Source organism: Lentzea sp. NPDC060358, from assembly GCF_042725365.1.
GTDB lineage: Bacteria > Actinomycetota > Actinomycetes > Mycobacteriales > Pseudonocardiaceae > Lentzea.
The window spans coordinates 1-22977 of the sequence record NZ_JBHXCW010000124.1 but is presented as its reverse complement, the minus strand read 5'-3'; the positions used below and the strand labels follow the sequence as shown (position 1 = coordinate 22977).

General features: G+C 70.4%; 17 protein-coding genes. 10 read left to right on the top strand and 7 right to left on the bottom strand.

Annotation, left to right across the window (positions count from 1 at the left end):
• The 3 genes from ACFWGZ_RS24460 to ACFWGZ_RS24450 all read right to left on the bottom strand — a co-directional run.
• A partial coding sequence (locus ACFWGZ_RS24460; RefSeq protein WP_382453896.1) for an amino acid adenylation domain-containing protein occupies positions 1-8196 on the bottom strand: 8196 nt, incomplete at its 3' end.
• Positions 8193-11957: an amino acid adenylation domain-containing protein gene (locus ACFWGZ_RS24455; RefSeq protein ID WP_382453895.1), complete on the bottom strand. Its 3765-nt coding sequence runs from the start codon at positions 11955-11957 to the stop codon at positions 8193-8195. The genes ACFWGZ_RS24455 and ACFWGZ_RS24460, both read right to left, overlap by 4 nt.
• Positions 11958-12598: 641 nt before the next feature.
• Positions 12599-13021 (bottom strand): hypothetical protein, encoded by a 423-nt coding sequence (locus ACFWGZ_RS24450; RefSeq protein ID WP_382453894.1) that lies wholly within the window; start codon positions 13019-13021, stop codon positions 12599-12601.
• 46 nt (positions 13022-13067) lie between these two features.
• Between ACFWGZ_RS24450 and ACFWGZ_RS24445 the strand changes: the two genes are divergently transcribed.
• Genes ACFWGZ_RS24445 through ACFWGZ_RS24435 form a run of 3 tightly spaced genes read left to right on the top strand, consistent with a single transcriptional unit; the run spans position 13068 to position 14705 of the window.
• Complete coding sequence (locus tag ACFWGZ_RS24445) at positions 13068-13352, top strand: hypothetical protein (protein ID WP_382453893.1); 285 nt, start codon at positions 13068-13070, stop codon at positions 13350-13352.
• The gene (locus tag ACFWGZ_RS24440; protein WP_382453892.1) at positions 13349-13582 is read left to right on the top strand and encodes a hypothetical protein; all 234 of its coding nucleotides are present in this window, start codon (positions 13349-13351) and stop codon (positions 13580-13582) included. The genes ACFWGZ_RS24445 and ACFWGZ_RS24440 overlap by 4 nt, the downstream gene beginning before the upstream one ends.
• Positions 13583-13616: 34 nt before the next feature.
• Complete coding sequence (locus ACFWGZ_RS24435) at positions 13617-14705, top strand: integrase core domain-containing protein (RefSeq protein WP_382453891.1); 1089 nt, start codon at positions 13617-13619, stop codon at positions 14703-14705.
• A gap of 369 nt (positions 14706-15074) precedes the next feature.
• Here ACFWGZ_RS24435 and ACFWGZ_RS24430 read toward each other — a convergent pair whose 3' ends face one another.
• The 3 genes from ACFWGZ_RS24430 to ACFWGZ_RS24420 all read right to left on the bottom strand — a co-directional run bounded on the left by ACFWGZ_RS24430 (position 15075) and on the right by ACFWGZ_RS24420 (position 17447).
• Positions 15075-15998, bottom strand: a complete 924-nt coding sequence (locus ACFWGZ_RS24430) for an alpha/beta hydrolase (RefSeq protein ID WP_382453897.1) — start codon at positions 15996-15998, stop codon at positions 15075-15077.
• Positions 15999-16089: 91 nt separating this feature from the next.
• Positions 16090-16818: an SDR family NAD(P)-dependent oxidoreductase gene (locus ACFWGZ_RS24425; RefSeq protein WP_382453890.1), complete on the bottom strand. Its 729-nt coding sequence runs from the start codon at positions 16816-16818 to the stop codon at positions 16090-16092.
• A gap of 218 nt (positions 16819-17036) precedes the next feature.
• Complete coding sequence (locus ACFWGZ_RS24420; RefSeq protein WP_382453889.1) at positions 17037-17447, bottom strand: MarR family winged helix-turn-helix transcriptional regulator; 411 nt, start codon at positions 17445-17447, stop codon at positions 17037-17039.
• A gap of 93 nt (positions 17448-17540) precedes the next feature.
• On the opposite strand from ACFWGZ_RS24420, the gene ACFWGZ_RS24415 reads away from it, so the two are divergent.
• Both ACFWGZ_RS24415 and ACFWGZ_RS24410 read left to right on the top strand, forming a co-directional pair.
• A complete protein-coding gene (locus ACFWGZ_RS24415) occupies positions 17541-17975 on the top strand; it encodes an integrase (protein WP_382453888.1) in 435 nt (144 codons plus the stop codon).
• A gap of 80 nt (positions 17976-18055) precedes the next feature.
• Positions 18056-18535 (top strand): integrase core domain-containing protein, encoded by a 480-nt coding sequence (locus ACFWGZ_RS24410; RefSeq protein WP_382453887.1) that lies wholly within the window; start codon positions 18056-18058, stop codon positions 18533-18535.
• Positions 18536-18615: 80 nt separating this feature from the next.
• Here the strand turns inward: ACFWGZ_RS24410 and ACFWGZ_RS24405 are convergent, their stop codons facing one another.
• Positions 18616-18939, bottom strand: coding sequence for a hypothetical protein (locus ACFWGZ_RS24405; RefSeq protein WP_382453886.1), 324 nt, complete (start codon positions 18937-18939; stop codon positions 18616-18618).
• 534 nt (positions 18940-19473) lie between these two features.
• On the opposite strand from ACFWGZ_RS24405, the gene ACFWGZ_RS24400 reads away from it, so the two are divergent.
• The 5 genes from ACFWGZ_RS24400 to ACFWGZ_RS24380 all read left to right on the top strand — a co-directional run bounded on the left by ACFWGZ_RS24400 (position 19474) and on the right by ACFWGZ_RS24380 (position 22941).
• Complete coding sequence (locus ACFWGZ_RS24400) at positions 19474-20823, top strand: cytochrome ubiquinol oxidase subunit I (protein ID WP_382453885.1); 1350 nt, start codon at positions 19474-19476, stop codon at positions 20821-20823.
• Positions 20753-20902 carry a helix-turn-helix domain-containing protein gene (locus ACFWGZ_RS24395; RefSeq protein WP_382453884.1) on the top strand — a complete coding sequence of 50 codons (150 nt, stop codon included), beginning with the start codon at positions 20753-20755 and terminating at the stop codon, positions 20900-20902. Before ACFWGZ_RS24400 ends, ACFWGZ_RS24395 begins: the two co-directional genes overlap by 71 nt.
• Positions 20899-21453: an MEDS domain-containing protein gene (locus ACFWGZ_RS24390; protein ID WP_382453883.1), complete on the top strand. Its 555-nt coding sequence runs from the start codon at positions 20899-20901 to the stop codon at positions 21451-21453. Before ACFWGZ_RS24395 ends, ACFWGZ_RS24390 begins: the two co-directional genes overlap by 4 nt.
• A 53-nt stretch (positions 21454-21506) precedes the next feature.
• Positions 21507-22547: a hypothetical protein gene (locus ACFWGZ_RS24385; RefSeq protein ID WP_382453882.1), complete on the top strand. Its 1041-nt coding sequence runs from the start codon at positions 21507-21509 to the stop codon at positions 22545-22547.
• A 106-nt stretch (positions 22548-22653) separates the two neighbouring features.
• Positions 22654-22941, top strand: a complete 288-nt coding sequence (locus ACFWGZ_RS24380; protein ID WP_382453881.1) for an STAS domain-containing protein — start codon at positions 22654-22656, stop codon at positions 22939-22941.
• Positions 22942-22977 lie beyond the last annotated feature (36 nt).

Sequence of the window (22977 nt, the reverse complement as noted above, 5' to 3'; positions counted from 1 at the left end):
CCGCTGGGCGTGCTCGCCCGCGGTGCCACCCGAGGCGCCCAGCTCGCGTTCGAACACCGCCTCCAGCTGGGCGTCGCTGTAGTCCGCGGCGCTCGCGCCGGGCGGCGGCGGGTCGAGGAGGTGCAGGGCCCGCACCGGTTGTCCGGCCGCCTCGGCCTCGGCGGCCATGCCGGTCGCCACCCAGGCGCCGAACGACCAGCCGGCCAGCTGCCAGGTGCGGCCCGGCAATGTCGCTCGCAGGGCGGCGTAGTAGCGACGAGCGCGTTCCTCGACGGACCACCCCGGTGGCTCCGGCAGGCTCAGCGCCGGGTCGGCGATCACGCAGACGCCGAGCGCGGGGTCCAGGGCTTCGACGAGCGGGCGGTAGGCGTGCACGTCCCCGCCGACCGGGTGCACGAGGCACACCACCTCGCGGCCCGCCCCTTCCCGCCAGACCTGGACGGTCACGTCGCCGGTGCCGCCCGCTTCGGTGAGCTTCGCCAGCAGGCCGGCCATCGTCACCTCCGGGCCGAGCCAGGCGAGGTCGAGGTCGACGCCGAAGAGGCGTTTCGCCGAGTCGACGACCTCCAGCAGGGTCAGCGAGTCGGCGCCCAGGTCGTAGAGCGGCACGTCCGCAGGCAGCTCGGCCACACCGAGGAGCGCGCGTATCTCCTCGGTCAGCTCCGCTTCGGCGTCCCCGGCCGGTGTGGCGGTGACCGGCGCGGTGTCGCGTTCGTGGAACGTGCGGGCGTGGTCGAGGCCGGTCGTCGCGACCAGCAGGTGGGGCAGGCCGGAACCCAGCGCGCGGGCGAAGGTCCGGCGGCCCTCTTCCGCGCTCAGGCCGACCGTCAGGTGCGCCTGGTGGCGGGCGTCGGTCTGCAGCGCGGTGACGGCCATGCCGGTGTCCCGCCAGACGTCCCAGGCGATCGAGAGGCGGGCGGTTGGGCCGTCGCGGTGGGCAAGTGCGTCGAGGAAGCCGTTGGCGGCGGCGTAGTCCAGCTGACCGATCCCGCCGAACCGGGCCGACAGCGACGAGCAGTAGGCGACGTAGGCGGGCTGGTCGCGTTCGACGAGCTGCTCGACGAGCAGCGCGCCGGCGAGCTTGACGGCTTGCGTCCCCCCGCCGCGGGTGGAGATCAGACCGCCGTCCGGGTTCCCCGCCGCGTGGACGATCCCGGCCAGGGGCGCGGGAATCGCGTCGGCCGTGACGGTGGTGAGGTCGGCGGCGAGCAGGTCGACGCGATCGGCCCACGGCTGGAGCGCATCGGGCAGGTGGGGGTTGCGTGCCAGCAGGACGACCCGGCCGGTGGTGCGGGTGAGCAGCTCTTCGGCGATGGCGGTGCCGATGCCGCCTGTGCCGCCGAGGACGAGGTGGGCGCCGTCGGTCGCGAGAGGTTCGCCCACCCGAACGGGTGCGTCGTCTTCCGCCCACCAGAACCCGGCCCGCAGCGCGACCCGCGGGGGTGGGGTGGGTCCGGTCAGGAGATCCGCCAGGGGAGTGAGGTCCTGGTCGGGGAGGTCGACCCAATGGCCGGGGACTCCGCTTTCCTGCGGGCCGACGGCGGTCACCCCGGCGAGCAGGCCGGCCTCGGGGCGGCTGACGCCGGTGTTCGCGGGGACGGCACCGGCCGAGACCCACCACGTCCTGAGTGGACGGTCGTGGGCGGCGCGCAGGAGAGCCGCGGGGGTGTCCACGCAGGCCCACTGCGCGTGGCGCACCGACGGTTCACCGAGAGGGCCGGTGATGCCGAGGGGCACGGTGTGGAGCCAGTCGATTCCGCCACCGGGCAGGGCGTCGAGGACCTGGCGGAGGGAGGCGGTGTCGGCGAGGTCGGCTTCGAACGTGTCGGGACCGAGGCGTGCGAACCGATCGGCAGCGTGGAGCCGGACGACGCGCGGGTAGGCGTCGTCGAGTGCGGGTGCGGTCAACGGGCCTTCGCCGGAAATCACGAGGACGCGGTCGGTTCGCGTCGCCTTCGCCGTCCGGCGCAGGCGGACCCAGGTCGGTTGCCTCAGCCACTCGGCTTCGGGCAGTCGTGCGACGGCGGCTCGCCGCGGGAAGTCGAAGTCCTGGGTGACGAAGGCGGGCGGCGGGAAGTCCCACGGCGCGGGGGCCGCCGAGTGTCCCCAGCGGACCGTGCCGCCGTCCAGCCACACCTGTGCCACCTCGGCGGGCGAGGCACCACTGTCACGAGACGGTGCCGGCCTCTCACCTGACAGCAGCTCTTGGGGCTCGGCCGTGCGCAGCCAGGTGGCTGCCGCAGCCGCGTCTTCAACGGCCGCGGCCAGGCGCCAGCGGCCGCGCGGGCGACCGGACTGCAGGTGTCGCAGTACGTCCACATAGGACTCTGGATGCGCGGACAGGTAGTCGGCCACCCTGGCCGCGTCGAGCCGCAGGGCCGCGGCGCTGCGGGCGGAGAGCACCAGGCACCGCAAGGGTTCCGGGTGTTCGGGCGCCGGCGTGTGGGCGGACTCCAAGACCACGTGTGCGTTGGTACCGCCGATGCCGAAGCTGCTCACCCCGGCGACGCGCGGTACGGCCGGCCACGGCTCGGCCCGCGTCGGCACCCGGAACGGGCCCAGGTCCAGCACCGGGTTCGGCGCCCGGAAGTCCACCGTCGGCGGGACCACACCGTGGTGGACGGCCAGGGTCGCGCGGATCAGGCCCACCACTCCGGCCGCCGCGCCCAGGTGGCCGAGCTGGCTCTTCACCGACGACAACGCGCACGCCGTGGCCTCGGGCATGGCTTCGCGCAGCGCCGAGACCTCGATCGGGTCGCCCAGCCGGGTGCCCGTGCCGTGCGTCTCCACGTAGCCGACGTCGGCGCCGGTGCGCCCGGCCCGGCGCAGCGCGGCCTGGATCGCCGAGCGCTGCCCGGCAGGGGACGGTGCGCTGTAACCTTGTTTGACCGCACCGTCGTTGGTCAGCGCCGAACCCGTGAGCACCGAGTAGACGGTGTCCCCGTCCCGGCGGGCCGCCGAGAGCGGCTTCAGCACCACCACGCCGACGCCGCTCGCGCCGACCGTTCCGTCCGCGTCGTCGCTGAACGGGCGGCAGTGCCCGTCCGCGGAGAAGATGTGCTGCGGCCGGTACCGGTAGCCCTCCTCCAGGGTGCGGTCGACGAGCACCCCGCCCGCCAGCATCACGTCCGCCTCGCCGCCGCGCAGCATGCCGGCGGCCAAGTGGACGGCGACCAGCGAGCTCGAACACGCCGTCTGGGTCGTCAGCGCCGGGCCGGTCAGGTCGAGGTGGTAGGCGACCTTGGTGGCCAGGAAGTCCTTCTCGTGGTGCAGCGCGAGGTGGAACCCGTCCGGCAGCGCGACCGGGTCGGCCTCGCGCAGCACCTCCTGGAAGTACGTGTCCTCCCCGCAGCCCGCGACGATCCCGGCCCGGTCCGGCCGGGCGATCCCGGCGTGGGCGAGGGCTTCGACGCAGGTCATCAGCAGCTGCCGTTGCTGCGGGTCCATCAGCGCCGCGTCGCGGTGGCTGATGCCGAAGTGCTCGGGGTCGAACGCCAGGGGGTCGGGAAGGAGGCTGCGCGCGCCGACCAGGCCGTCGGCGGCCGGGAACTCCTCGATGCCCCGGCGTCCCGACACGACCAGGTCCCAGAAGGACGCCAGGTCCGGCGCGCCGGGCAGCCGCACCGCCATGCCGATGACCGCCACCGGCTCGTCGGCCGCGCTTTCGGCGGACGTCCTGGCCGTGGCCGGGCCCGCTTCGAGGTACCGGGTCAGGTCGCGGAGGGTGACGTGTTCGAAAAGGTCGGCCGCGGTGAAGCGGTACCCGGCTTCCGCGCAGCGCAGGTGGAACCGCATCAGCGACAGACTCGTGGCGCCCGCGGCGAAGAACGTCTCGTCAGGCCCGATCGGCGCCCCGGTCACCTCCTCGAACAGGGCCGCCAGTTCGCCCGACGACGTGACCGGCGGCCGGTGGAGATCCGTGCCGGGGGTGTCCGGAGCGGCGTCCCGGTCGAGCTTCCCGCTCGGCGTGCGCGGCAGGGCCTCGACGACGCGGAAGCGGTCGACCCGCGCGTGCGGGGGCAGCAGCGGTGTGAGGAAGTCCGTCAGCTCCGCCGCCGACGGGGTCCGGCGGCATTCGAGGAACGCGGCCAGCCGGTCGTCCTGCGGCAGCACGACCGCGTTGACGACGTCGGGGTGCCGCAGCAGCGCGGCTTCGACCTGCCCGAGCTCGAGGCGGTGCCCGCTGAGCTTGACCTGCCGGTCGGCCCTGCCGTCGAAGTGCAGCAGCCCGGTGCGGTCGAAGTGCGCGAGGTCGCCGCTGCGGTAGTACAGCTCGGGCAGCTCGGCGAACTTCTCCGGCGCCGCGTCCCCGAGGTAGCAGCGGTTCGCCGCGAGGCCACCGATGAGCAGCTCGCCGACCTGCCCCGGCGGCAGCGGCGCGCCCGCGCCGTCGGCCACCCGCAGCACCGCGTTCGCCACCGGGCGGCCGATCGCCGGGCGCTCCGGCCAGTCCGCCGGGTCTCCGTCGAGGGTCAGCGCGCTGACGACGTGGGTCTCGGTCGGGCCGTAGTGGTTGTGCAGGCGCGCGCCGGGCAGCCCGGCGAACCAGCGGCGGATCGCCGGCGTGCACACGAGCTGCTCGCCGGCGGTGATGACGTCCCGCAGCCGCGACGGGTACCGCCCGAGCCGGGCACCGTGCTCGGCGAGCAGCTGCAGGGCGACGTACGGCAGGAAGATCCGTTCGATTCCGGCGGTGTCCAACTGTTCCAGCAGCGCCGGGACGTCGTGCCGCCACTGCGGGCGGATGAGGTGCAACCGCCCGCCGCCGCAGAGCGTCGTGAAGATCTCCTGGAACGACACGTCGAACGACAGCATCGAGAACTGCTGGGTCGCCGCGGGCGGCAGATCCTGCCACTGCAGCAGGTTGGCCAGTGTGCGGTCCGGGACGCGCACGCCCTTGGGCACGCCGGTCGAGCCCGACGTGAACAACGTGTAGAGCGGCCGCCCGGCGTGCTGGGCGGGAACGTCCGGCACCGGTCCGCCGGTGAGCGTCACGGTCCGCTGTTCGACGTCGGTGTCGAGCTCTTCGCCCGGGGCGAGCAGGACGCAGCTCGGGCGGGCCTGGTCGAGCATCTGCCGCAGCAACGCCTGCGGGTATGCGGGATCCAGGGGCACGGCGGTGATGTTGAGCCGCGCGAGCGCGAGCAGTGCGACGACGTGCTCGGCCGACGGCCGGAAGTACAGCGCGATGCCGGTGGCGTCTTCGGGCAGGGTGGCCGCCAGCCGGGCCACGTGCGCGTCCAGTTCCGCGTAGGTCAGCGTGGTCTCGCCGGTCAGCGCCGGGGCGTCCGGGGTCCGCGCGACCTGCCGAGCGAAACCTTCGGCCACGGTGTCCCACGCCAGGCCGGCTTCCGCGCCGCGGCCGTGGTCGCGGTGGTCTGGAATTCCGGCGTCGCCGTGCAAGGCGCGGTCGAAGGCCTCACCGAGGGCCGCCGCCTCGGCTTCGGTGAAGTGTCCCTCCGCGTACTCCCACAGGCAGTCGAAGCCGTCCGGCCGTTCCACGACGGACAGCGTGAGCGCGCACTTGGCCTCGGTCGCCTCGATCCACTGTGGACTGACCGAGCAGCCCGGCAGCCGAAGGGTCTCGAAGTCGGTGTTCTCCAGCACGAACAGGTAGTCGAAGGCCGCGTACGCGGGGCCGAGGTCGGCGAAAGCGACGTCCTGGTGGTCCAGGGCCGCCCCCGCCGTCTCACCGAGCCGGCGGAGCTGGGCCGCCAGGTCCTCGTCCGGGTCCACCGACAGCGGCACCCGGACGGTGTTGGCGAACATGCCGACACCGTCTTCGAACTCCCGCACCGGCCGGTTCGCGACCGGCGTGGCGATCCGCGGCCGGGTGCGCCCGGTGACCGCGTAGAGGCTGCGGGCGAACACGCCGAGCAGCAGCTGGAACCGCGTCAGCCCCAGTTCGGCGGCCTGCTCGTCGACGCGCTCGCGGTCGACGCGGGTCGTGTGCAACCGTCCGGCCAGGGACGCTTCGCCGAGCGGTTCGGCGTCGTCGGCGCGTTCGGTGAGCTGGGCGCGGTAGCCGGGCGAGGCGAACCAGCGGGTCTGCCAGGCCGCGAAGTCGAACGGCGTGTGCGCGCCAGGTCGTGGTTCCGCGCCGGACAGCTCCCGGAACAGGACGTTGAGCGACCAGCCGTCGACCGCGATGTGGTGCACGCACAGCAGGAACGTGCCGTCCGGCTGCCATGCCGCCCGCAGCAGCCGGCCAGAGGCCAGGTCGAACGGCGCCGTGAAGAAGTCCTCGCCGGGTTCGGTCCACGGGTCGTAGGCCGCCTTCTCCACCTGCTGGAGGCCGTCCGGGGTGGCCTCGAACGCGGTGCGCAGCGCCGGATGGCGCTCGACGAGGCCGCGCACGTTCCGGCGGAGCGCCTCGAGGTCCGGATCACCGGTGACCCGGAACGCGAGCGGCACGTGGTAGGCCGTCGACGCCGGGTTTCGCTGCTGCAGCAGCCAAAGCCGCTGCTGCTCGCTCGTGGCCGGCGCGGTCGCCGCGGTCGTCGGCGGGCCCGGTTGCGGGTAGGCCGCGCGACCCGCCGCCGAGATCGACGCGGCGAGATCGGCGAAGGTGCCGCGGTGCACGACCGACGGCGCCAGGTCGACGCCCCAGCGCTCCCGGATCGCGAAGCGCAGTCGCAACGCCTTGAGCGAGTCGCCCCCGGACCGCAGCCACGTGTCACCGGGACGCAGGTCCGGGACGTCGAGGATCTCCGTTGCGACGCCCAGGACCTCGTGCTCCCACTGCGTCGCGTCGCCATCGGTGTCCGGCCGCCACGCCGGGACACCGCCGGCCAGCAGTGCGGCCTCGTCGACCTTGCCGTTCGCGTTGCGGGGCAGCTCCGCGAGGCGGAACACGTGGTGCGGGCGCATGTAGGCGGGCACGGTCTCGGCCAGATGCGCCTCGAAGTCGTCGAACGACAGCTCGTCCGCGACGACGTAGGCGAGCAGTTCGGCGGTGGCCGCGCGGCGCACGGCCACGTGGACCTGCCGGATCTCCGGGTGGGCCAGGAGTCGTTGCTCCAGCTCGCCGGGCTCGATCCGGAACCCGCGGACCTTCACCTGCCGGTCGGTGCGCCCGACATAGGCGAAACGCCCGCCCGGCAGCACGCGGACCAGGTCGCCCGTGCGGTAGAAGCGGGCGCGGCCCTGGTCCAGCCACGGCAGGCGGACGAACTTCCGCCCGGTCTCCGCGGGCAGGCCGCGGTAGCCGAGGGCGACCCCGGCACCGGACAGGTACAACTCGGCCACCTCGCCCACGGCTGCCACGCGCTCGTCCGGCGTCACCGCCACGGCGCCGGTACCCGGCAGAGGCCTGCCGATCGGCACGACCTCGGCGTCGAAATCGCGCGGGATGGCGTAGCTGAGCGCGAACGTCGTCGTCTCGGTCGGGCCGTACCCGTTCTGCAGCCGGGTGGCTGAGTCCGGGTTGTCCCGGTACCAGCGGCGGATCAACGGGGCGTTGAGCTGCTCACCGCCGATGACGACCCGGCGCACGGTGGCGAAGCTGCCCGGCACGGTCTCGGCGACCGCGTTGAACAGCGTCGCGGTCACGAACATCGTGTCGACGCGTTCCCGGACCAGCGCGTCGGCGAACGCCCGCGGGTCGCGCACGGTCTCGTCGTCGAGGATCACGCACGTGCCGCCGGTGAGCAGCGGCACCCACACCTCGAAGCTGATCGCGTCGAAGGCGGGGTTGGCCAGGCAGGCGAACCGCGTGCCGTGGTCGAGCCAGCCGGGTTCGGCGAGCCGCAGGACACCCGCGTCGCGCACCTCGACGCCCTTGGGCCGTCCGGTCGTGCCGGAGGTGTAGAAGAGGAACGACGCCGGCGCGGGCTCCGCGGGGGCCCCGGCCTCGACCGGCGTCAGCTCCGGCAGCGCGTCCTCGATCACCGCGACCGCGCCCGCGTCGGCGAGGATGACGTCGCGGCGCGCGGGCGGGCTCTGCCGGTCCAGCGGCACGACCTGGCCGCCGAGACGCAGCACGCCCAGCATGGCCTGCACCAGTTCCAGCGAGCGCGGCAGTCCGACGGCGACCGCGTCACCGGGGCGGACACCCTGGCGTGACAAGGCTTCCGCGACGGCGGCGGCACCCGCGTTCAGCTCGGCATAGGTCAGCCGGCGGCCGCCGTCGGACACGGCGAGGGCGTCCGGGTGCCTCAGGGCCCGGTCGTGGACGCGGCGGGCGATCGACGTCATCGTGCCGCCAGCTCTGCGGTGATCAGCTCGGCGACCAGCGGCAGCGCGTCGCTCTCCAGCATGTCCCAGTGCCCGCAGTCCGCGGGAACCACCTCGAACTCGCCGCGGGCGCGGCGGCGCCAGAACTCCACCGCGCCGGGGACCGGGTCCTCGCCGACGGCCTGGACGAACACCACCCGCGCGGCCGACTCGCCGGGGTCGTGCTCGCGCGCGGTCAGCCGGTTGTGGTTGTACGTGCGGTGGTAGCGCTCGATCTGGTCGTCCTCGATGCCGGGGTACATCCCGTTGAACCGCACCAGCTTCTCGCGGAACTCGGCCGCCGGAACGGGTTCGATGGCGGCTTTCGCTGCCGGGTCGTCGGTCGCGGTGGTGTCGAGGAGGACCACGCTGACGTCGTGTCGTCCGGCCAGCCGCCGCCCCATCTCGTAGGCGATGAGACCTCCGTAGGACAGTCCACACAGGACCAATGTTTCTCCCGGCCTCGGGTCGACGAGCCGCAGGTACTCCTCGGCCATCGCCTCGACGCTCGGCAGCGGCGCTTCGCCGGGGTTGAGGCCGGGGGACTGGATGCCGAGCACCCCGGCGTCCTCGGGCAGCAGGGCGCTGAGCGGCAGGTAGCAGAACGCCGTGCCGCCCGCCGGGTGCACGCAGACGACGCGGGACTGCCCGGCGCCGCGGCGGAACTCGACGAGACTGCCGCCGTCGACCGCGCGGTCCGTGCGCAGCAACGCGGCTTGCGCCTCGATGGTCGGGTGCGTGATGACGTCGCGGATCGGCAGCTCACGGCCGAACCCCGCGCCGATCGCGTGGGCGAGCTTGATCGCCGAGATCGACGTGCCGCCGACGTCGAAGAAGTCGTCCGAGACGCCGATCGACGGGTGCAGCAGCAGGTCCCGCCAGATCCGCAGCAGCGCCAGCTCGACGTGGTCGCGCGGGGCGGCGGTGTTGACCGGGGTGGTCGACGCGCTCGCGCGGGCGTGCGCCAGGACGGCGTCGCGGTCGAGCTTGCCGCTGCGGTTCAGCGGCAGCCGGTGGAACTCGGCGAACACCGACGGGATCATGTAGTCGGGCAGCCGACCGGCCAGCGCCGCGCGCCACTCGTGTGGGGTCCGGCTTCCGCCCGCGATCCCGGCGACGAGCCGGGGATCGCCTTCGCGGTCGACGAGCACCGCGGCGTCACGGACTCCGGGGACGGCCAGCAGCGCGGCCGTCACCTCGCCGGGTTCGATGCGGAAGCCGCGCAGCTTGATCTGGTCGTCCCGGCGACCGGTGTACTCGGCCTCGCCGCCGGGAAGCCAGCGGGCCAGGTCTCCGGTGCGGTACATGCGGTCACCCGGCACGAACGGGTCCGGTACGAACCGCTCGGTGGTCAGGTCCGGCCGGTGCAGGTAGCCGCGAGCCAGGCAGTCACCGGCGAGGAACACCTCGCCGGCCACACCCGGCGGCACCGGACGCAGTCGTTCGTCCAGCAGGTACAGCCGGGATCCCGGCAGTGGCCGGCCGATCGGAGCCGGGCGGTCGACGGGTTCCGGGTCGAAGTGCGCGGTCGCGTAGAGGGTGGCCTCGGTCGGTCCGTAGCCGAAACAGATCCGCAGGCCGGGCACCGCGGCGGCGAACCGGGCGAGCGCGGCTTCCGGAAGAGGTTCGACGCCGGTGAGGACCTGCCGCAGCGCGAGCCCGGCGACCCGTGCCGGGTCCTCGTCGATCCAGCGGACGTAGGCGGGGGGCAGGAACGCCTGCACCACCCGGTGTTCCCGCAGCCACGTCATCAGCGCCGCCGGGTCGGGCCGGACGTCCTCGGGAACGACGTGCAGCACGGCTCCGGTGGTCAGCGGCAGCAGGAGCTCGTGCACCGAGGCGTCGAAGCCGATGCTCGACCACGCCGACGTCGCCTCGCCGGGGGTCGCGCCGAAGCGGTCGAGCCACTGGTCGAACAGGGCCAGGACGCTGTGGTGGGTCACCGCGACGCCCTTCGGCCGCCCGGTCGATCCCGAGGTGTAGATGACGTACGCCGTCTCGCGGGGACCGACGGTGACCATTTCGCGTGTCTCGTCGCCTTCGGTTTCGAGGGGGCCGATGTCGTCCAGCACCTGGATCGGGCGCGCGTCCTCGACCATCGCCGCCTGCCGCGCCGCGGGCTGGGCCGGGTCGAGCGGGAGGTAGGCGGCGCCGGTCTTCAGCACGCCCAGCACGGACACCACCAGCTCGGCCGACCGCCCGCTCCGGACGGCGACGACCTCGCCCGGTCCGGCTCCGCGGCGGCGCAGGGCGTTCGCCAGCCTCGTCGCACGGCGGTCCAGCTCGCCGTAGGTGAGGGTCTGGCCGTCGCAGACGAGCGCGGGGGCGTCCGGCGTGGCGTCGGCGTGGGTGGTGAACCGCTCGACCAGCCCGCCGGGACGCCGGCGTGGTGCGGGGCCGGTGCTCCAGGCGGCGAGGATCTCGCGGCGCTCGGCGTCGTCGAGCAGGTCGTAGGTCGCGACGTCGGCTTCGGGGCGGGCGGCCAGCTGGTCGAGCAGCCGGACGAGATACCGCGCGTACCGCTCGGCGGTCGCGTGGTCGAAGAGGGCGACGGCGTAGTCGAGGTGCCCGAGGACGTCGCCGCCCTCGTCGGCGAGGTTGAGCGCGAGGTCGAACTTCGCGGGCGCGTGCTCGACTTCGAGGGGTTCGGCGATGACCCCGGACAGGTCCAGGACATCGTCGAGTTTCGGCACCCAGGCGAACATCGTCTGGAAGAGCGGGGTGTGCGCCGGGCTGCGAGGCGGGTTCACCAGCTCCACGACCCGTTCGAACGGCAGCTCGACGTGGTCGATGGCGCCGCGCAGGGCCGCGCGAACCTGCTTGAGCAGGACGGCGCCGGTGGGGGAGCCGCCTACATCGGCGCGCACGGCCAGGGTGTTGACGAAGAACCCGAGCGTGTCGGGATGCGCGCCGCCCGCGCCGCGATTGGCGGTCGGCACGCCGACAACGATGTCATCTTGTCCGGAAAGCCGGGAGAGCAGGAGGAACCAGCAGGTCAAGATGGTGGAGTAGAGCGTGACACCGTGCTCGCGCGCGACCGCCGTCACCCGCGCGGTGAGCTCCGGCCCGAGGGAGACGGGCACACGAGCGCCGCGGTAGTCCTGCCGGGCGGGGCGCGGCCGGTCGGCGGGCAGCTCCAGCACCGGCACCACCCCGTCGAGCTGGTCCCGCCAGTACGCCTCGTGCGGCTCCCGGCCGGGTCCGGCCAGCCAGTCCTGTTGCGCCTGCGCGTAGTCGCGGTACGGGCGGGCCGGCGGCAGATCGGCCGCCGCGCCGGTCAGCTCGGCGGCGTAGAGGGTGCCCAGCTCGCGCAGCAGGAGGGTGCGGGACCAGCCGTCGAAGACGATGTGGTGGACGGTGATCAGCAGGACGTGCTGCCGATCATCCTCGACGAGCAGCCGGGCCCTGGCCAGCGGCGCGCACGACAGGTCGAACGGCTCGGCGGGGTCTGCCCGCCGCAGCCCGGCCGCCTCGTCGGGCCGTCCGGTGACATCGTTGACAGGGCACGGGAACCCGTGGCCGGCGGGTTCGACGATCTGCGTGGGCCAGCCGTCCTCGACGACGATCCGGGTCCTCAGCGCTTCGTGGCGGTCGGCGAGAGCGTCGAAGGCGCGTTGCAGGGCCTCGCGGTCGAGGGGACCCCGCAGAGCGAAGGCCATGGTCTCGTTGTAGGCCGGTCCCGCTCCATCCAGCTGGGAGACGGTCCAAAGGCGTTGCTGACCGGACGACAGCGGTGCGGACATTCGCATTGAGAACGGCCTTTCCTGGCAAGGCGGGCGAACCGGTACCGCTTTGTGCCGTCGCAGCCGAGGATGGGAAACGCACTCCGTCTGTCCGGCTAGTTAACACGAGACCTTCGGCGATTACGAGAGGTCGACCGAAGTTTGCCCAACGGTCTCAATTGGTGTCCTAATCCGCCTTTGACCGCACGGGCGCGTAACGCACCATGTGGGCAGCAGTCAAGCGGACTGTGTCCAGCTCAACACCGAGGACGGCGTACTCGGTACTGCGGTAGGGGTGGTGTCCGGAGGGCGATTTGACCGGTTCTCGGGCAATCGAAGATCGCATCCATTGCATGCAAATTCGCGGACAAGGGAGAGTTGAATGCGCGACGCAGTTTCTGGTGCAGATTTATGATTTCGAACCGGCTGAAACAGGTCCGCCGGTGCATCGCTCTGCGGGTAGGTCATCGCATCCGCAGACGCACCCCCCTTCGGCCTATCGCTCGGTCGGCACCTCACGAAATGCGCCTGCGCTGATCGAGTGAAACCACGGTGCTCGGCAGACACATGTCTTGACGGGCGCACCGTCACAGTCCGAAGGCTGGTGGGGAGCGCTCCCAGATATCGGCTCCCCTTGGTTCCGAGCGAGGAGACCACTGTGCTCACGACGGTTGCCCGCCGTCGAGGACCTGCAGCGGCGTGACTGGACGGCGGTCACGAGCTTCCACCGGTTCGTGCTGGGGCTGAACAAGGCGATCAACGGCGGCGTGGTGCTCGCGGGCCGGGCGCCCGCACCCGAGCTCGGCTTTGAAGAGATCCACCTGACCGGGCTGACGCGTTCCGAGACACTGTCGCAGCTGCGGGACCTGCTCGGCGACCGCCTGCCCCCAGACGGTGGCGAGGACCTCATCGCGCGCATGGGCACCAGCACGCTGGTGCTGCGGCTCGTCGCCGGTGTCCTGGTCAAGTCGGGTGACGACGATGCCCTGCGTGACTTCGCGACAGGTCGCGAGGCGCTCGAAGGCGAGCTGTACCGGCGGCCGCTCGGCCGCATCAGCTCGTCCGACGTCCGCAAGCTCGCCCATCCCGGACTGACCCTGCGCCAGGTCACGCCCGACCTGATCCTGGCGCGTGCTGGCGGAACCGTGCGGCGTAGAGGTGCCGGACTACGAGATCGCGCTCGCGTTGTTCGAGGGCCTGGCGCGGGAGGCCGTGCTGGTCGACGAGCACACGATCGTGCACCGCAAGGACGTCCGGCAGCTCATGCTGCGGCGGCTGTCCGAAGACTCCCGTGAGCGCGTCAACGCGATCCATCGCGCGGCCGTCGACTTGCAGCTCTGCCCGGCCTGCTTGGTTCGTTCGAAGACCTGCCACCGTGGTCGCGGTGGTACCTCGCCACCAAGTCGAAGCGCGTGAGCGTGTCGCCGTCGGACGCCCGTGAGGCCGAACTGGCGGTTCGCAGGCCGCTGTTGCGTCAGGAGGTCGAGAACCTCGTGGCCCGAGGGCACCACGCGCGGGCGTTGGAGGAGATCGCCAGGTTCCGGACCGAGACCAGTGACCGTTCGGGGGCGGTGCTCGATCTGCACGTGCAGGTGCTGGAGTTCGCCGGCGAACTTGTGCCGCCCGAAAAGTCATCGATGCTCTGAGCGGTCCGGTTTTCCCAGCTGAGAGCATGTCTGGGTGGTCGGTTCGCTGTTGTATCGGGTGGTCTGCAAGTTGCTGTCTGTTCCGGCGGTGCTGCTTCGAGGTGAGGCGGCTGAGGATGCGGAGCTTCTTGTTCTGCGGCACGAGAACGTTGTGCTTCGTCGGCAGCTGACCGGGCCGGTTCGTTACGAGCCCGCAGACCGGTTCTGGTTCGCCGCGCTGTCAAGACTGGTGCATCGCTCGCGCTGGCAGGATGTCTTCCCGGTTACCTCAGGGACGTTGCTCGGCTGGCACCGCCGGTTCATCGCCCGCAAGTGGGATCACACCGCGCGCCGGCGAACCGTGCGTCCATCGACCGCAGCGGCGATGAAGGCGCTCGTACTTCGACTCGCTGGAGAGAATCCGCGGTGGGGTCATCGGCGTATCCATGGCGAGCTGGTTCGGCTTGGTCATCGCCTGGGTGCCTCGACGGTCTGGGAGATCTTGAACCGCGCGGGCATCGATCCGGCGCCGCGGCGATGCGGCCCGACGTGGCGGGAGTTTCTGACTGCGCAGGCCAAGGGGATCATCGCGGCGGACTTTTTCCACGTCGACGCCGTGCTCGGAGCACGCCTGTATGCACTTGCGTTTCTCGAACACGGCACCAGCCGCCTGCACATCACCGGCGTCACCGCGCATCCGACGCGGGAGTGGACGGTGCAGCATGCAAGGAACCTGGCCGGCGAGTTCGGGGCGCGGATGGAATCCCTTCGCTTCCTGCGGCGTGACCGCGACGGCAAGTACGGCGACGCGTTCGACGCCGTATTCGAGGCAGAGGAACTACGAGTAATTGCGAGCGCGCTGCGAGCTCCGCGGATGAACGCGCATTGCGAACGGATCATCGGCAGCATCCGCCGTGAGGTTCTCGACCACGTCCTCATCAAGGGAGAAGGTCATGCGCGTCAAGTACTCGCGGCCTACCAGACGCACTACGACGAACACCGGCCTCACCAGGCCCACGACCAGCTACCACCAGACGCTCTCGAGCACCTCCGAGCGGCGCATGATCTTGACGTCTCTGGCCGTGGACCCGTCCGCACGCGGATTCTCGGTGGGGTGATCAACGAGTATCGATATGCAGCTTGAGCTGCAGCGATGACTTTTCGGGCGGCACACCACGCGCATCGCGTCGATCCGCGCCATCGACGGCTATGAGGTCAGCGTCCGCGTCCGTGCGGTGAAACAGGCTGGTTCCCTGGTGGCCACCGGCCGGTTGGGTCCGTCGTCGGCGGCTGATCCGCGCGGTGATCCTCGGTGTCTCGCGCTCCGGTGGGGATGTCGGTGCCGGATTGCTGCCCCGCCAGGAGGGACCGACGATCCCCGCCCTCGGCTACGCCGTCATCTCGGCGCAGGCGCACGGCATTGGTGGCGCTGGTCGGCTCGATGCTGTTGTCCGTCGCACTGACCTGTGTTGAGGTGCTGGGAACAACGCCGAGAGCGGGCAGTAGGCCGAAATCATGCGGATCGGAGTTCCCGTCCTCGATCCAGGCCGCCCTCGAACCGACGGTCGAGGTCGCTGCTCCAGGTCTGCCGGAGCGACCTGGAGACCCGCGCCGTCGGGGCGAACAGGTCGAAAGCGTGATAGGCGCCTGAGTACAGGTGCAGGTCGACGGGTACACCCCGCGTCAGGAGCCGGTGCGCGTAGTCGAGGTCCTCGTCGCGGAAGAGGTCGAGTTCGCCGACTGCCATGAACGTGGGCGGGAGGCCGCTGAGGTCGGTCGCCCGGGCAGGCGCGGCGTACTGCGAGACTTCCTGTCCCGTGGCGTCACCGAGGATCGCCTGCCAGGCCAGGATGTTCGTACCGCGGTCCCAGATGCCGATGTCCGTGATCTCGTTGCTGGACGTGGTGGTGTTCCGGTCGTCCAGCATCGGGTAGAGCAACGACTGGAAGAGCGGCGTGGTCAGGCCGCGGTCGCGGATCAGGAGGGTGGTCGCCGCCGCGATGCCCCCGCCGCCGCTCTGACCCGCGATGCCGATCCGGGTGGGGTCGAGCTTCAGCGCCTCCGCCTGGTCGAGGAGCCACTGGTAGGCGGTCAAGCCGTCCTCCGCGGCGCCCGGTGCCGGTGTCTCCGGTGCCAGCCGGTACTCGACGGAAGCGACGGCGCACCCGAGGGTCTCGCAGAGTGGCATCAGCCAGAAGTCGTCCTGCGCGGCGTAGCCGAGCACCTGCCCACCGCCGTGAAACCACAGCAGCACCGGTAACGGCCCCCGTGGGGTGGCAGGGCGAAGCAAATGGATCGGCACAGATGATCCGGCGATTCCAGTGGTCAGGTGTTCCTCGGCCGCGACCGTCGAGTTCTTCGGTGCTTCTCCGAACGCACGAAGAGCTTCCCGGGTCCCCTCGACGTCGGTCAGGTCGAACAGCCCTGTCGGTCCCATGGGCAAGTTGCTGAGCGCTTCGGCGAGCTCAGGGTCGATCTTGTCTTTCGTGCTGGACATCTGACTCTCTTGCCTTTCGACGAGGGGAAGATCAGATCGCGGTGCGTCCGCCGTCGGCGGCGATCACGGCACCGGTCACATAGCTGGCTCGATCGCTGGCCGCGAAAGCGACTACCTCGGCGATTTCCGCCGGGTGCGCCGTACGGTTCAACGGCACGGTGTTGCCGAACCCGCCGGCGTCAGGACCCAGGGAGGAGATCATCATCGAGGTGTGCATAGGTCCAGGGAGCACGGCGTTGACCCGCACGTTCGACGAGGCGAACTCCGCGGCCCAGGAACGGGTCAACGACTCCACGGCGGCTTTGGTGGCGCCGTAGACGGCCATGCCAGGAATGCCGATCGAGGAGGCGGTCGAGGAGACGTTCACGACGCTTCCGCCGCCGTTCGCGGCCATTTTGGGCACCAGTCCGGCGATGAGGATGAACGGTGCGCGCACGTTGACGGCGAACGCCTCCTCGTACGTGTCGAGTTCCTGATCCGCGGTGGCACCCATCGGGATGACAGCGGCGTTGTTCACCAGGATGTCGACGGTTCCCACCACGTCGACGAGGCGTTGCGCGTACGCCCGTTCGACGAGGTTCGCTTGAACGAATCGAGTGTTGCCGCCGACGTCGGCGACGACTTCGGCGCCGCGTTCCGGGTCTCGGCCGACGATCACCACCTCCGCGCCGCCGGAGGCGAAGATCTTGGCGATGGCGTGGCCCAGGCCGCCGAGGGCACCTGCGCCGGTGACCAGCGCCTTCTTGTTCGCGAAGTCCAAGGGGATTCCTCCCCGGGGTAAAGTGATGGGACTTGGTCTCATCACTCTAGCACCAGTGATGGGACCAACTCCCATCACTGGTGACCGCCTTGGTGAAGAGCACGCCGTGGGACAACCGCGGCACCGGCCACCCGGCCGTCGACGGCCGCGCCGGCCATCGCCGAGTCACCCTCCGCGGCGACCGCCTGTCGGACCTGCCGCTCGGTGACGACCGCCGGTCAGCAGTCGGTCACCGGGTCGTGGTCCATCTGCCGGGCGGTCTGGGCAACCCGCTCCAGCAACATCCGCAGCTGCTGTTCCTCTGCGGGGTCGAGGTCGGCCAGCAGCTGTGCCTCGGCCACGCCGAGACGTGCGCGGGCCTCGTCCAGGGATCGGGTGCCCTTCTCGGTGATGAGCACTTGGCGCGCGCGGCGATCTGCGGGATCCGGCTGCCGCACGAGCAGCCCCTGGGTCTCCATGTTGTCGAGCAGGTAGGTCATCACGGTCTTGTTGAGCGCCAGTTGCTGGGCGATCGCCAGCTGGGAGCGGGGTGGCCCCGACGCGATCGCCATCAGCACCAGGTAGCCGCGGGGACCGCCGGGCAGGGCGGCGACCGACCCGGCGGCGACTCGGCGGAACGCGCCGGACACCAGCCTGATCGCCCTGTGGGGTGCCAGAACTCTGCACACATGCGTTGAGCTGCGGCGGTCAGGCCCTGTCGTTCGGTCGGCATGATCGTGGGGGTGGCGCTGCGACTGCTGTACCGCGATTTTGTCCAGTTGGGTGGTTGGCTGGTCCTGCTCGGCCGGTCGTCGGCGTGGAAGGATGTCGAGTTGTTGGTGTTGCGGCATGAGGCCGCGGTGTTGCGCCGTACTCACGGTCGTCCGCGGTTGGATTGGGCTGACCGCGCTGTGCTGGCCGCGTTGGTGCGGCGGCTGCCTCGCTGGCTGCGGGAGCACCGGTTGGTGTCGCCGGGCACGGTGTTGCGGTGGCATCGGCGGTTGGTCGCGAAGAAGTGGACCTACCCGAACCGGACTGGTCGTCCACAGATCGATGAGACCGTGGTGGCGTTGATCGAGCGTATGGCGAGGGAGAACGCCGGCTGGGTTACCGGCGTATCCACGGTGAGCTCAAGCTCGGACACCGGACGTCTGCGTCGACTGTTCGTCGTGTGCTGAAGCGGCTTCGGATTCTGCCATCGCCGACTCGAGGCTCCGACACGTCGTGGCGGCGGCTTCTGTGTGCTCAGGCGGCGAGCATGCTGGCGTGCGACTTCTTTCATGTCGACTGCGTCGTCACGTTGAAGCGGGTGTACGTGTTTTTCGTGATGGAGGTCGGCACCCGCTATGTCCACATCCTCGGCGCCACCACCATCCCAGACGGTCCGTGGACTACACAGCAGGCTCGCAACTTCGTCATGGAGCGGGACGACCGGGCCAACGAGTTTCGATTTCTGGTTCGCGACAGGGCTGGTCAGTTCACGGTGTCGTTCGATTCCGTTCTCGCGGATGCCGGCGTCGACGTTGTGAAGATCCCACCGCGATGTCCGAGGGCCAACTGCTACGCGGAGCGCTTTGTCGGCACTGTTCGACGAGAGCTCACCGACCGACTGCTGATCATCGATGAGCGGCACCTGAAGTCAATGCTGAACCGCTACGTCTCCCACTACAACCACCGACGACCACACCGAGCGCGGGACCACACTCCACCACGACCCGATTACCCGCTCGCAGGATAAGGCAGTGGTGCTGTTCGTCGTCGGCGAGTACTCGGCGGCTTGATCAACGAGTACGAACTAGCAGCTGCGTGATCCGCAGGTCAGGCACGTGGACCGTATTTTGGCACCCCACAGGGCTGGAAGACGCCGTGCGGGTCGGCGGTGATGACCAGCAGGCCGTCGTGCTCGCGGATGTTCAGCCTCGTGCCCGCGTTCCAGTCCAGTGCGGCCGTGGTGTGTCGGTCGGCAAGTCGGCTGCGCTGGTCCACGGTGGCCATCCGGTACAGGACGTTCGTCAGCCTGGGCGGCCGGGATGCGCGGATGGCGACAAGCGGGAGAGGCTGACCAGCCGTGCGCGTGGAAGTGCCGCGTGTCTTTTCGGAGGTGGTGTCCGGGACGATCGGGCGGATGTAGGAAATCGTCATCGAACGCCACCTGCACGTGGCATGGAAACGCAAAACAGGTGCTCAGGTGGACTTGAGCACCTGCCACGTAGACGTCGCAAATTTGCGACATTTTGGTGTCCGAGGGGGGACTTGAGTTCCCATGCGTGGCAAGCTTGCGCGGTTCGCGTGTTCATGCACTATTGAATAGCTCGAACCTGGTGCAGAGGGCCAGTCGATCCTAATTGGTCCTTCACGCGGAACTATTTTGTTTGAAGCAATGAACTCGCAACGATCTGTTGGACCGCGCGCTGATCTGGAATCAGGCCCATCTGCGCCAGGTGTTGCATGAGTACGAGCGGTACTACAGCGAGCACCGAGCCCTGATCGCTCGCTGGCACCACCGTGCGGGCTGGCCTCGGGCTGGTGAACCCGCTCAGATCGAACGCCTCGTCATACGAGATATTTCGAAAGCAGCGATTCAAGACCGGCGGGACGCGTACGTGTGGGCGGCCGTTTGGCTGTGTGGCGCACGGGTAGTCCGGCCACGTCGGGCGACCTGTGGTGGTGAGGATCGTGCTGGAGTTCCTGGCGGACGCGAGCGGAAACCTGTATCCGGCGCGCATGCAGATGGCTTTGTCGCTGGGGTGGCACATCGTGTTCGCCTGCTTCGGCATCGCGTTCCCGGCGATCGTCGTGTTCGTCGAGTGGCGGGGCCGCCGGCGCGGTGACGAGGTGATGATCGCCTTGGCGCACAAGTGGGCCAAGGCGATGGCCGTGTTGTTCGCGGCCGGTGCGGTGTCGGGCACGTTGCTGTCGTTCGAGATGGGGATTCTCTGGCCGGGGTTGATGGGCCGGTTCGGTGAGGTGTTCGGGTTTCCGTTCGTGCTGGAGGGGTTCGCGTTCTTCGTCGAGGCGATCTTCGTCGGCGTGTACCTGTTCGGCTGGAACCGGTTGTCGCCGCGGGCGCACATGCTCAGTGCGCTGCCGATGGTGGTCGCGGGCATCGTGGGTGCGTTCTGCGTGGTGTCCGCCAACGCGTGGATGAACAACCCCACCGGATTTAGGCTGGACGAGCTGGGAAATGTGGTCGACGCCAGGCCGTGGGCCGCCATGTTCGGTCCGTCGACGTGGGCGCAGTTCGTGCACATGTGGCTGGCGGCTTTCATGGTGACGGGGTTCCTGATCGCGTCGGTGTACGCGGTGGGCATGTTGCGCGGGCGCCGAGACCGCTACCACCGGGTGGGGCTGCTCGTCCCGTTGACCGTGGCCGCGCTGGCCACACCGGTGCAGATCGGCGTCGGGGACTGGATCGCCAACGTGGTGGCCGACAACCAGCCTGCGAAGCTCGCGGCGATGGAGGGCCAGTACGAGACGACCTCCGGCGCCGGGTTGTCCCTCGGCGGTCTGTACTGGGACGACCAGCTGCACTACGCCGTGGAGATCCCGTACGGGTTGTCGTTGCTGATCCACCACGACCCGTACGGTGTGGTGCCCGGTCTGGAGGAGGTGCCTGCCGACGAACGACCGCCGGTCAACGTCGTGCACCTCGCCTACAACGCCATGGTCGGCGTCGGTGTCGCGCTGCTGCTCCTCGTCGCGTGGTACGGCCTGGTGTGGTGGCGGAGGCGGCGACTGCCGGACAGCGCGTGGTTCCTGCGCGCGGTCGCGGTGTCGGGCGTCGCGGCGGTGGTGGCGATGGAAGCGGGGTGGATCACCACTGAGGTCGGCCGGCAGCCTTGGGTGGTGTACGGCATCTTGCGCACCGCTGACGCCGTGAGTCCGGCGCCGGGACTCGGCGCTCTCCCAGTTCCTCGAGTGCGGTGGCAGCTACGACAGGACCGCGTCCGCGCTGATGATCCACCGCAGCACGTTGCGGTACCGGCTGGGCAGGATCAGGGAGATCACCGGTTTCGACCTCGCTGACGTGGAAACTCGGTTGAACGTCCACGTCGCGGTTCGCGCGTGGCAGGTGTTGCAGGGACAACCGCTGGAGGGCCGGTGACGAGCGCGGTGTTCGACGGCGTGCCGCTCGAGATGCACTCCCACCTGTGCGTTTTCCACCACGGTCCCGCCGAGCGGGACGAGTTGCTGATCCCGTTCCTGGCGGACGGACTCCGTCACGGCGAGGCGTGCCGGTACTTCGCCGTGGCGGGGGAGAAGAGCGCTGCGGAGCGGAAACTGGGAGGTCCGCGTCCGCGGCTCGAGGTGAACGAGGCGGAAAGTCAGTACCGGTGCGATGACACGCTGGACAGCCACGCGTTGCTGGCCGAGTTGGACGAGTGGACGAGGAGAGAGGGAACGCCTTGCCGGGTCGCGGGTGACATGACGTGGATCGGACGGTCGCTGCGTCGCCCGGGACAGCTCGAGGCGCTCTTCGAACACGAGATCAACGCGAGTGCGTGGGCGTCCACGCATCCGGTGTACGCGTTGTGCTTCTACGACCTCGACGAGTTCGACGGCGACGTGATCGTCCCGATGGTGAACGCCCACCCGCAGATCTGGATGACCGGCGTGCTCCTCGACAATCCGTACTACCAGCAGCCCGTGCTCTGACCGCCGGCGGAACCCGCTGAGTATCCGGGATCTCGCGGGGTACTCGACGGCGCATGCAGGAAACCGTTGTCCTCGGTCTGCTCGCCGATCCCGGCCTGGCGACCGACATCGTGGAGGACCTGGCCGAAGACCTGCCGCGGCGGCTGAGCCGCGACGTGGACGGTGACGTGGAGTGGCGGGTGGTACCGGTCTGCGACCAGTTCGCCGCCGACGAGCACGGCTCCGTGCGGCACGTCGTGCAGGCGGTGCGGGACCAGGTCGTGGACGAGCGTTGCGACCTGTGGGTGTGTCTGACGGACCTGCCGCGCAGAGACGGCACCGATCCGATGGTCGCGGATGCCAGCGCCGACGACGGGCTCGCTGTGGCGTCGCTTCCGGCGCTGGGCGGCTGGGGCCTGCGCCGCAAGACCGGTGATGTCGTCAGTGCCGTCGTCGCGGAGCTGAGGGACCGCGAGGCCCCGATGAAGCGGCTGGCCCGGCGGGTGGACTCACCGACCGACGACATCGGGGTGCGGTTCGTGGCACCCGGGCTGCGCGGCCGGGCGCGGATGTTCGCGGGCATGGTCAGGGCGAACCGCCCGTGGCGGCTCGCGATGGGGTTGTCCAGCATGCTCGTCGCCGCGTTCGGCACGGGGGCCTACACGCTGATCAGCCCGACCATGTGGATGCTCGGCGCGCAGTCGAGCGTCGCCAGGCTGGTGGCGGCGATGCTGTTGTCGATCGCCGCCATGGTCACGTGGCTCGTCGTCACCCACAAGCTGTGGGAGCGGCCGTCCGACGTGGAGGGGAAGGAACGGGCGCGGCTGTACAACCTGACGACGGTGGTCACGCTGGTGCTGGGGATCTCGACGTTGTACGCGGCGTTGTTCCTGGTGGTGCTCGGGGCGGCGGTGCTCGTGCTCGAACCGTCCGTGCTGGCACAGCAGATCGGCCATTCTCCGGCTGTACGCGACTATCTGGGCCTGGCGTGGCTGGCCGCATCGGTCGCGACCGTGGCGGGTGCGCTCGGCGCGCGCCTGGAGAGCGACGAGGCGGTGCGCAACGCCGCCTACGGCCATCGCCAGCAGGAGCGCCGCGAGAACCTCCACAAGTGACCTCGCAGGACCACCGTCCGCCGTGGAATTCCGCCTCGCGGACCGAAGCGGCGCACGTGTGCGGTGCGGGACCGTGCTCCTCCCGGAGATCTGCTGGAGGTGGAGCATGGTGGTTCCCGTCGCCGTCGCGAAGGTGATCAGAGTCCGTGTGAGTGGGGAGATCGACACGTCCACTGTGGACCTCCTGGTCCGCGCGATCGAGCCGCATCTGGACATTTCGGATGCGAGGATCGTGGTCGACCTGAGCGGGGTCACGTTCCTGGGAACCGCCGGCCTGAGGGCGCTGGCACGAGCTGAGCAGCACGCGCACCGAGTCGGATCGGAGCTCTGCCTGGTCGGTCCCACGACCGCTGCGCGGCGTTCGCTGGCGATGCTGGCCATGCTGCGAACATGACCCGACGCCGCGTTCGGTCACCGCGCTTTGCCGCGG

Excerpts from the sequence above, each read along its gene's own strand:
- ACFWGZ_RS24455 (WP_382453895.1), bottom strand. The coding sequence starts at position 11,957 with ATGTCCGCACCGCTGTCGTCCGGTCAGCAACGCCTTTGGACCGTCTCC.
- ACFWGZ_RS24450 (WP_382453894.1), bottom strand. The coding sequence starts at position 13,021 with ATGGGCGAGCTTGCGGACGTCGGACGAGCTGATGCGGCCGAGCGGCCG.
- ACFWGZ_RS24430 (WP_382453897.1), bottom strand. The coding sequence starts at position 15,998 with ATGGGACCGACAGGGCTGTTCGACCTGACCGACGTCGAGGGGACCCGG.
- ACFWGZ_RS24410 (WP_382453887.1), top strand. The coding sequence starts at position 18,056 with ATGCTGGCGTGCGACTTCTTTCATGTCGACTGCGTCGTCACGTTGAAG.
- ACFWGZ_RS24405 (WP_382453886.1), bottom strand. The coding sequence starts at position 18,939 with ATGACGATTTCCTACATCCGCCCGATCGTCCCGGACACCACCTCCGAA.
- ACFWGZ_RS24395 (WP_382453884.1), top strand. The coding sequence starts at position 20,753 with ATGATCCACCGCAGCACGTTGCGGTACCGGCTGGGCAGGATCAGGGAG.
- ACFWGZ_RS24385 (WP_382453882.1), top strand. The coding sequence starts at position 21,507 with ATGCAGGAAACCGTTGTCCTCGGTCTGCTCGCCGATCCCGGCCTGGCG.
- ACFWGZ_RS24380 (WP_382453881.1), top strand. The coding sequence starts at position 22,654 with ATGGTGGTTCCCGTCGCCGTCGCGAAGGTGATCAGAGTCCGTGTGAGT.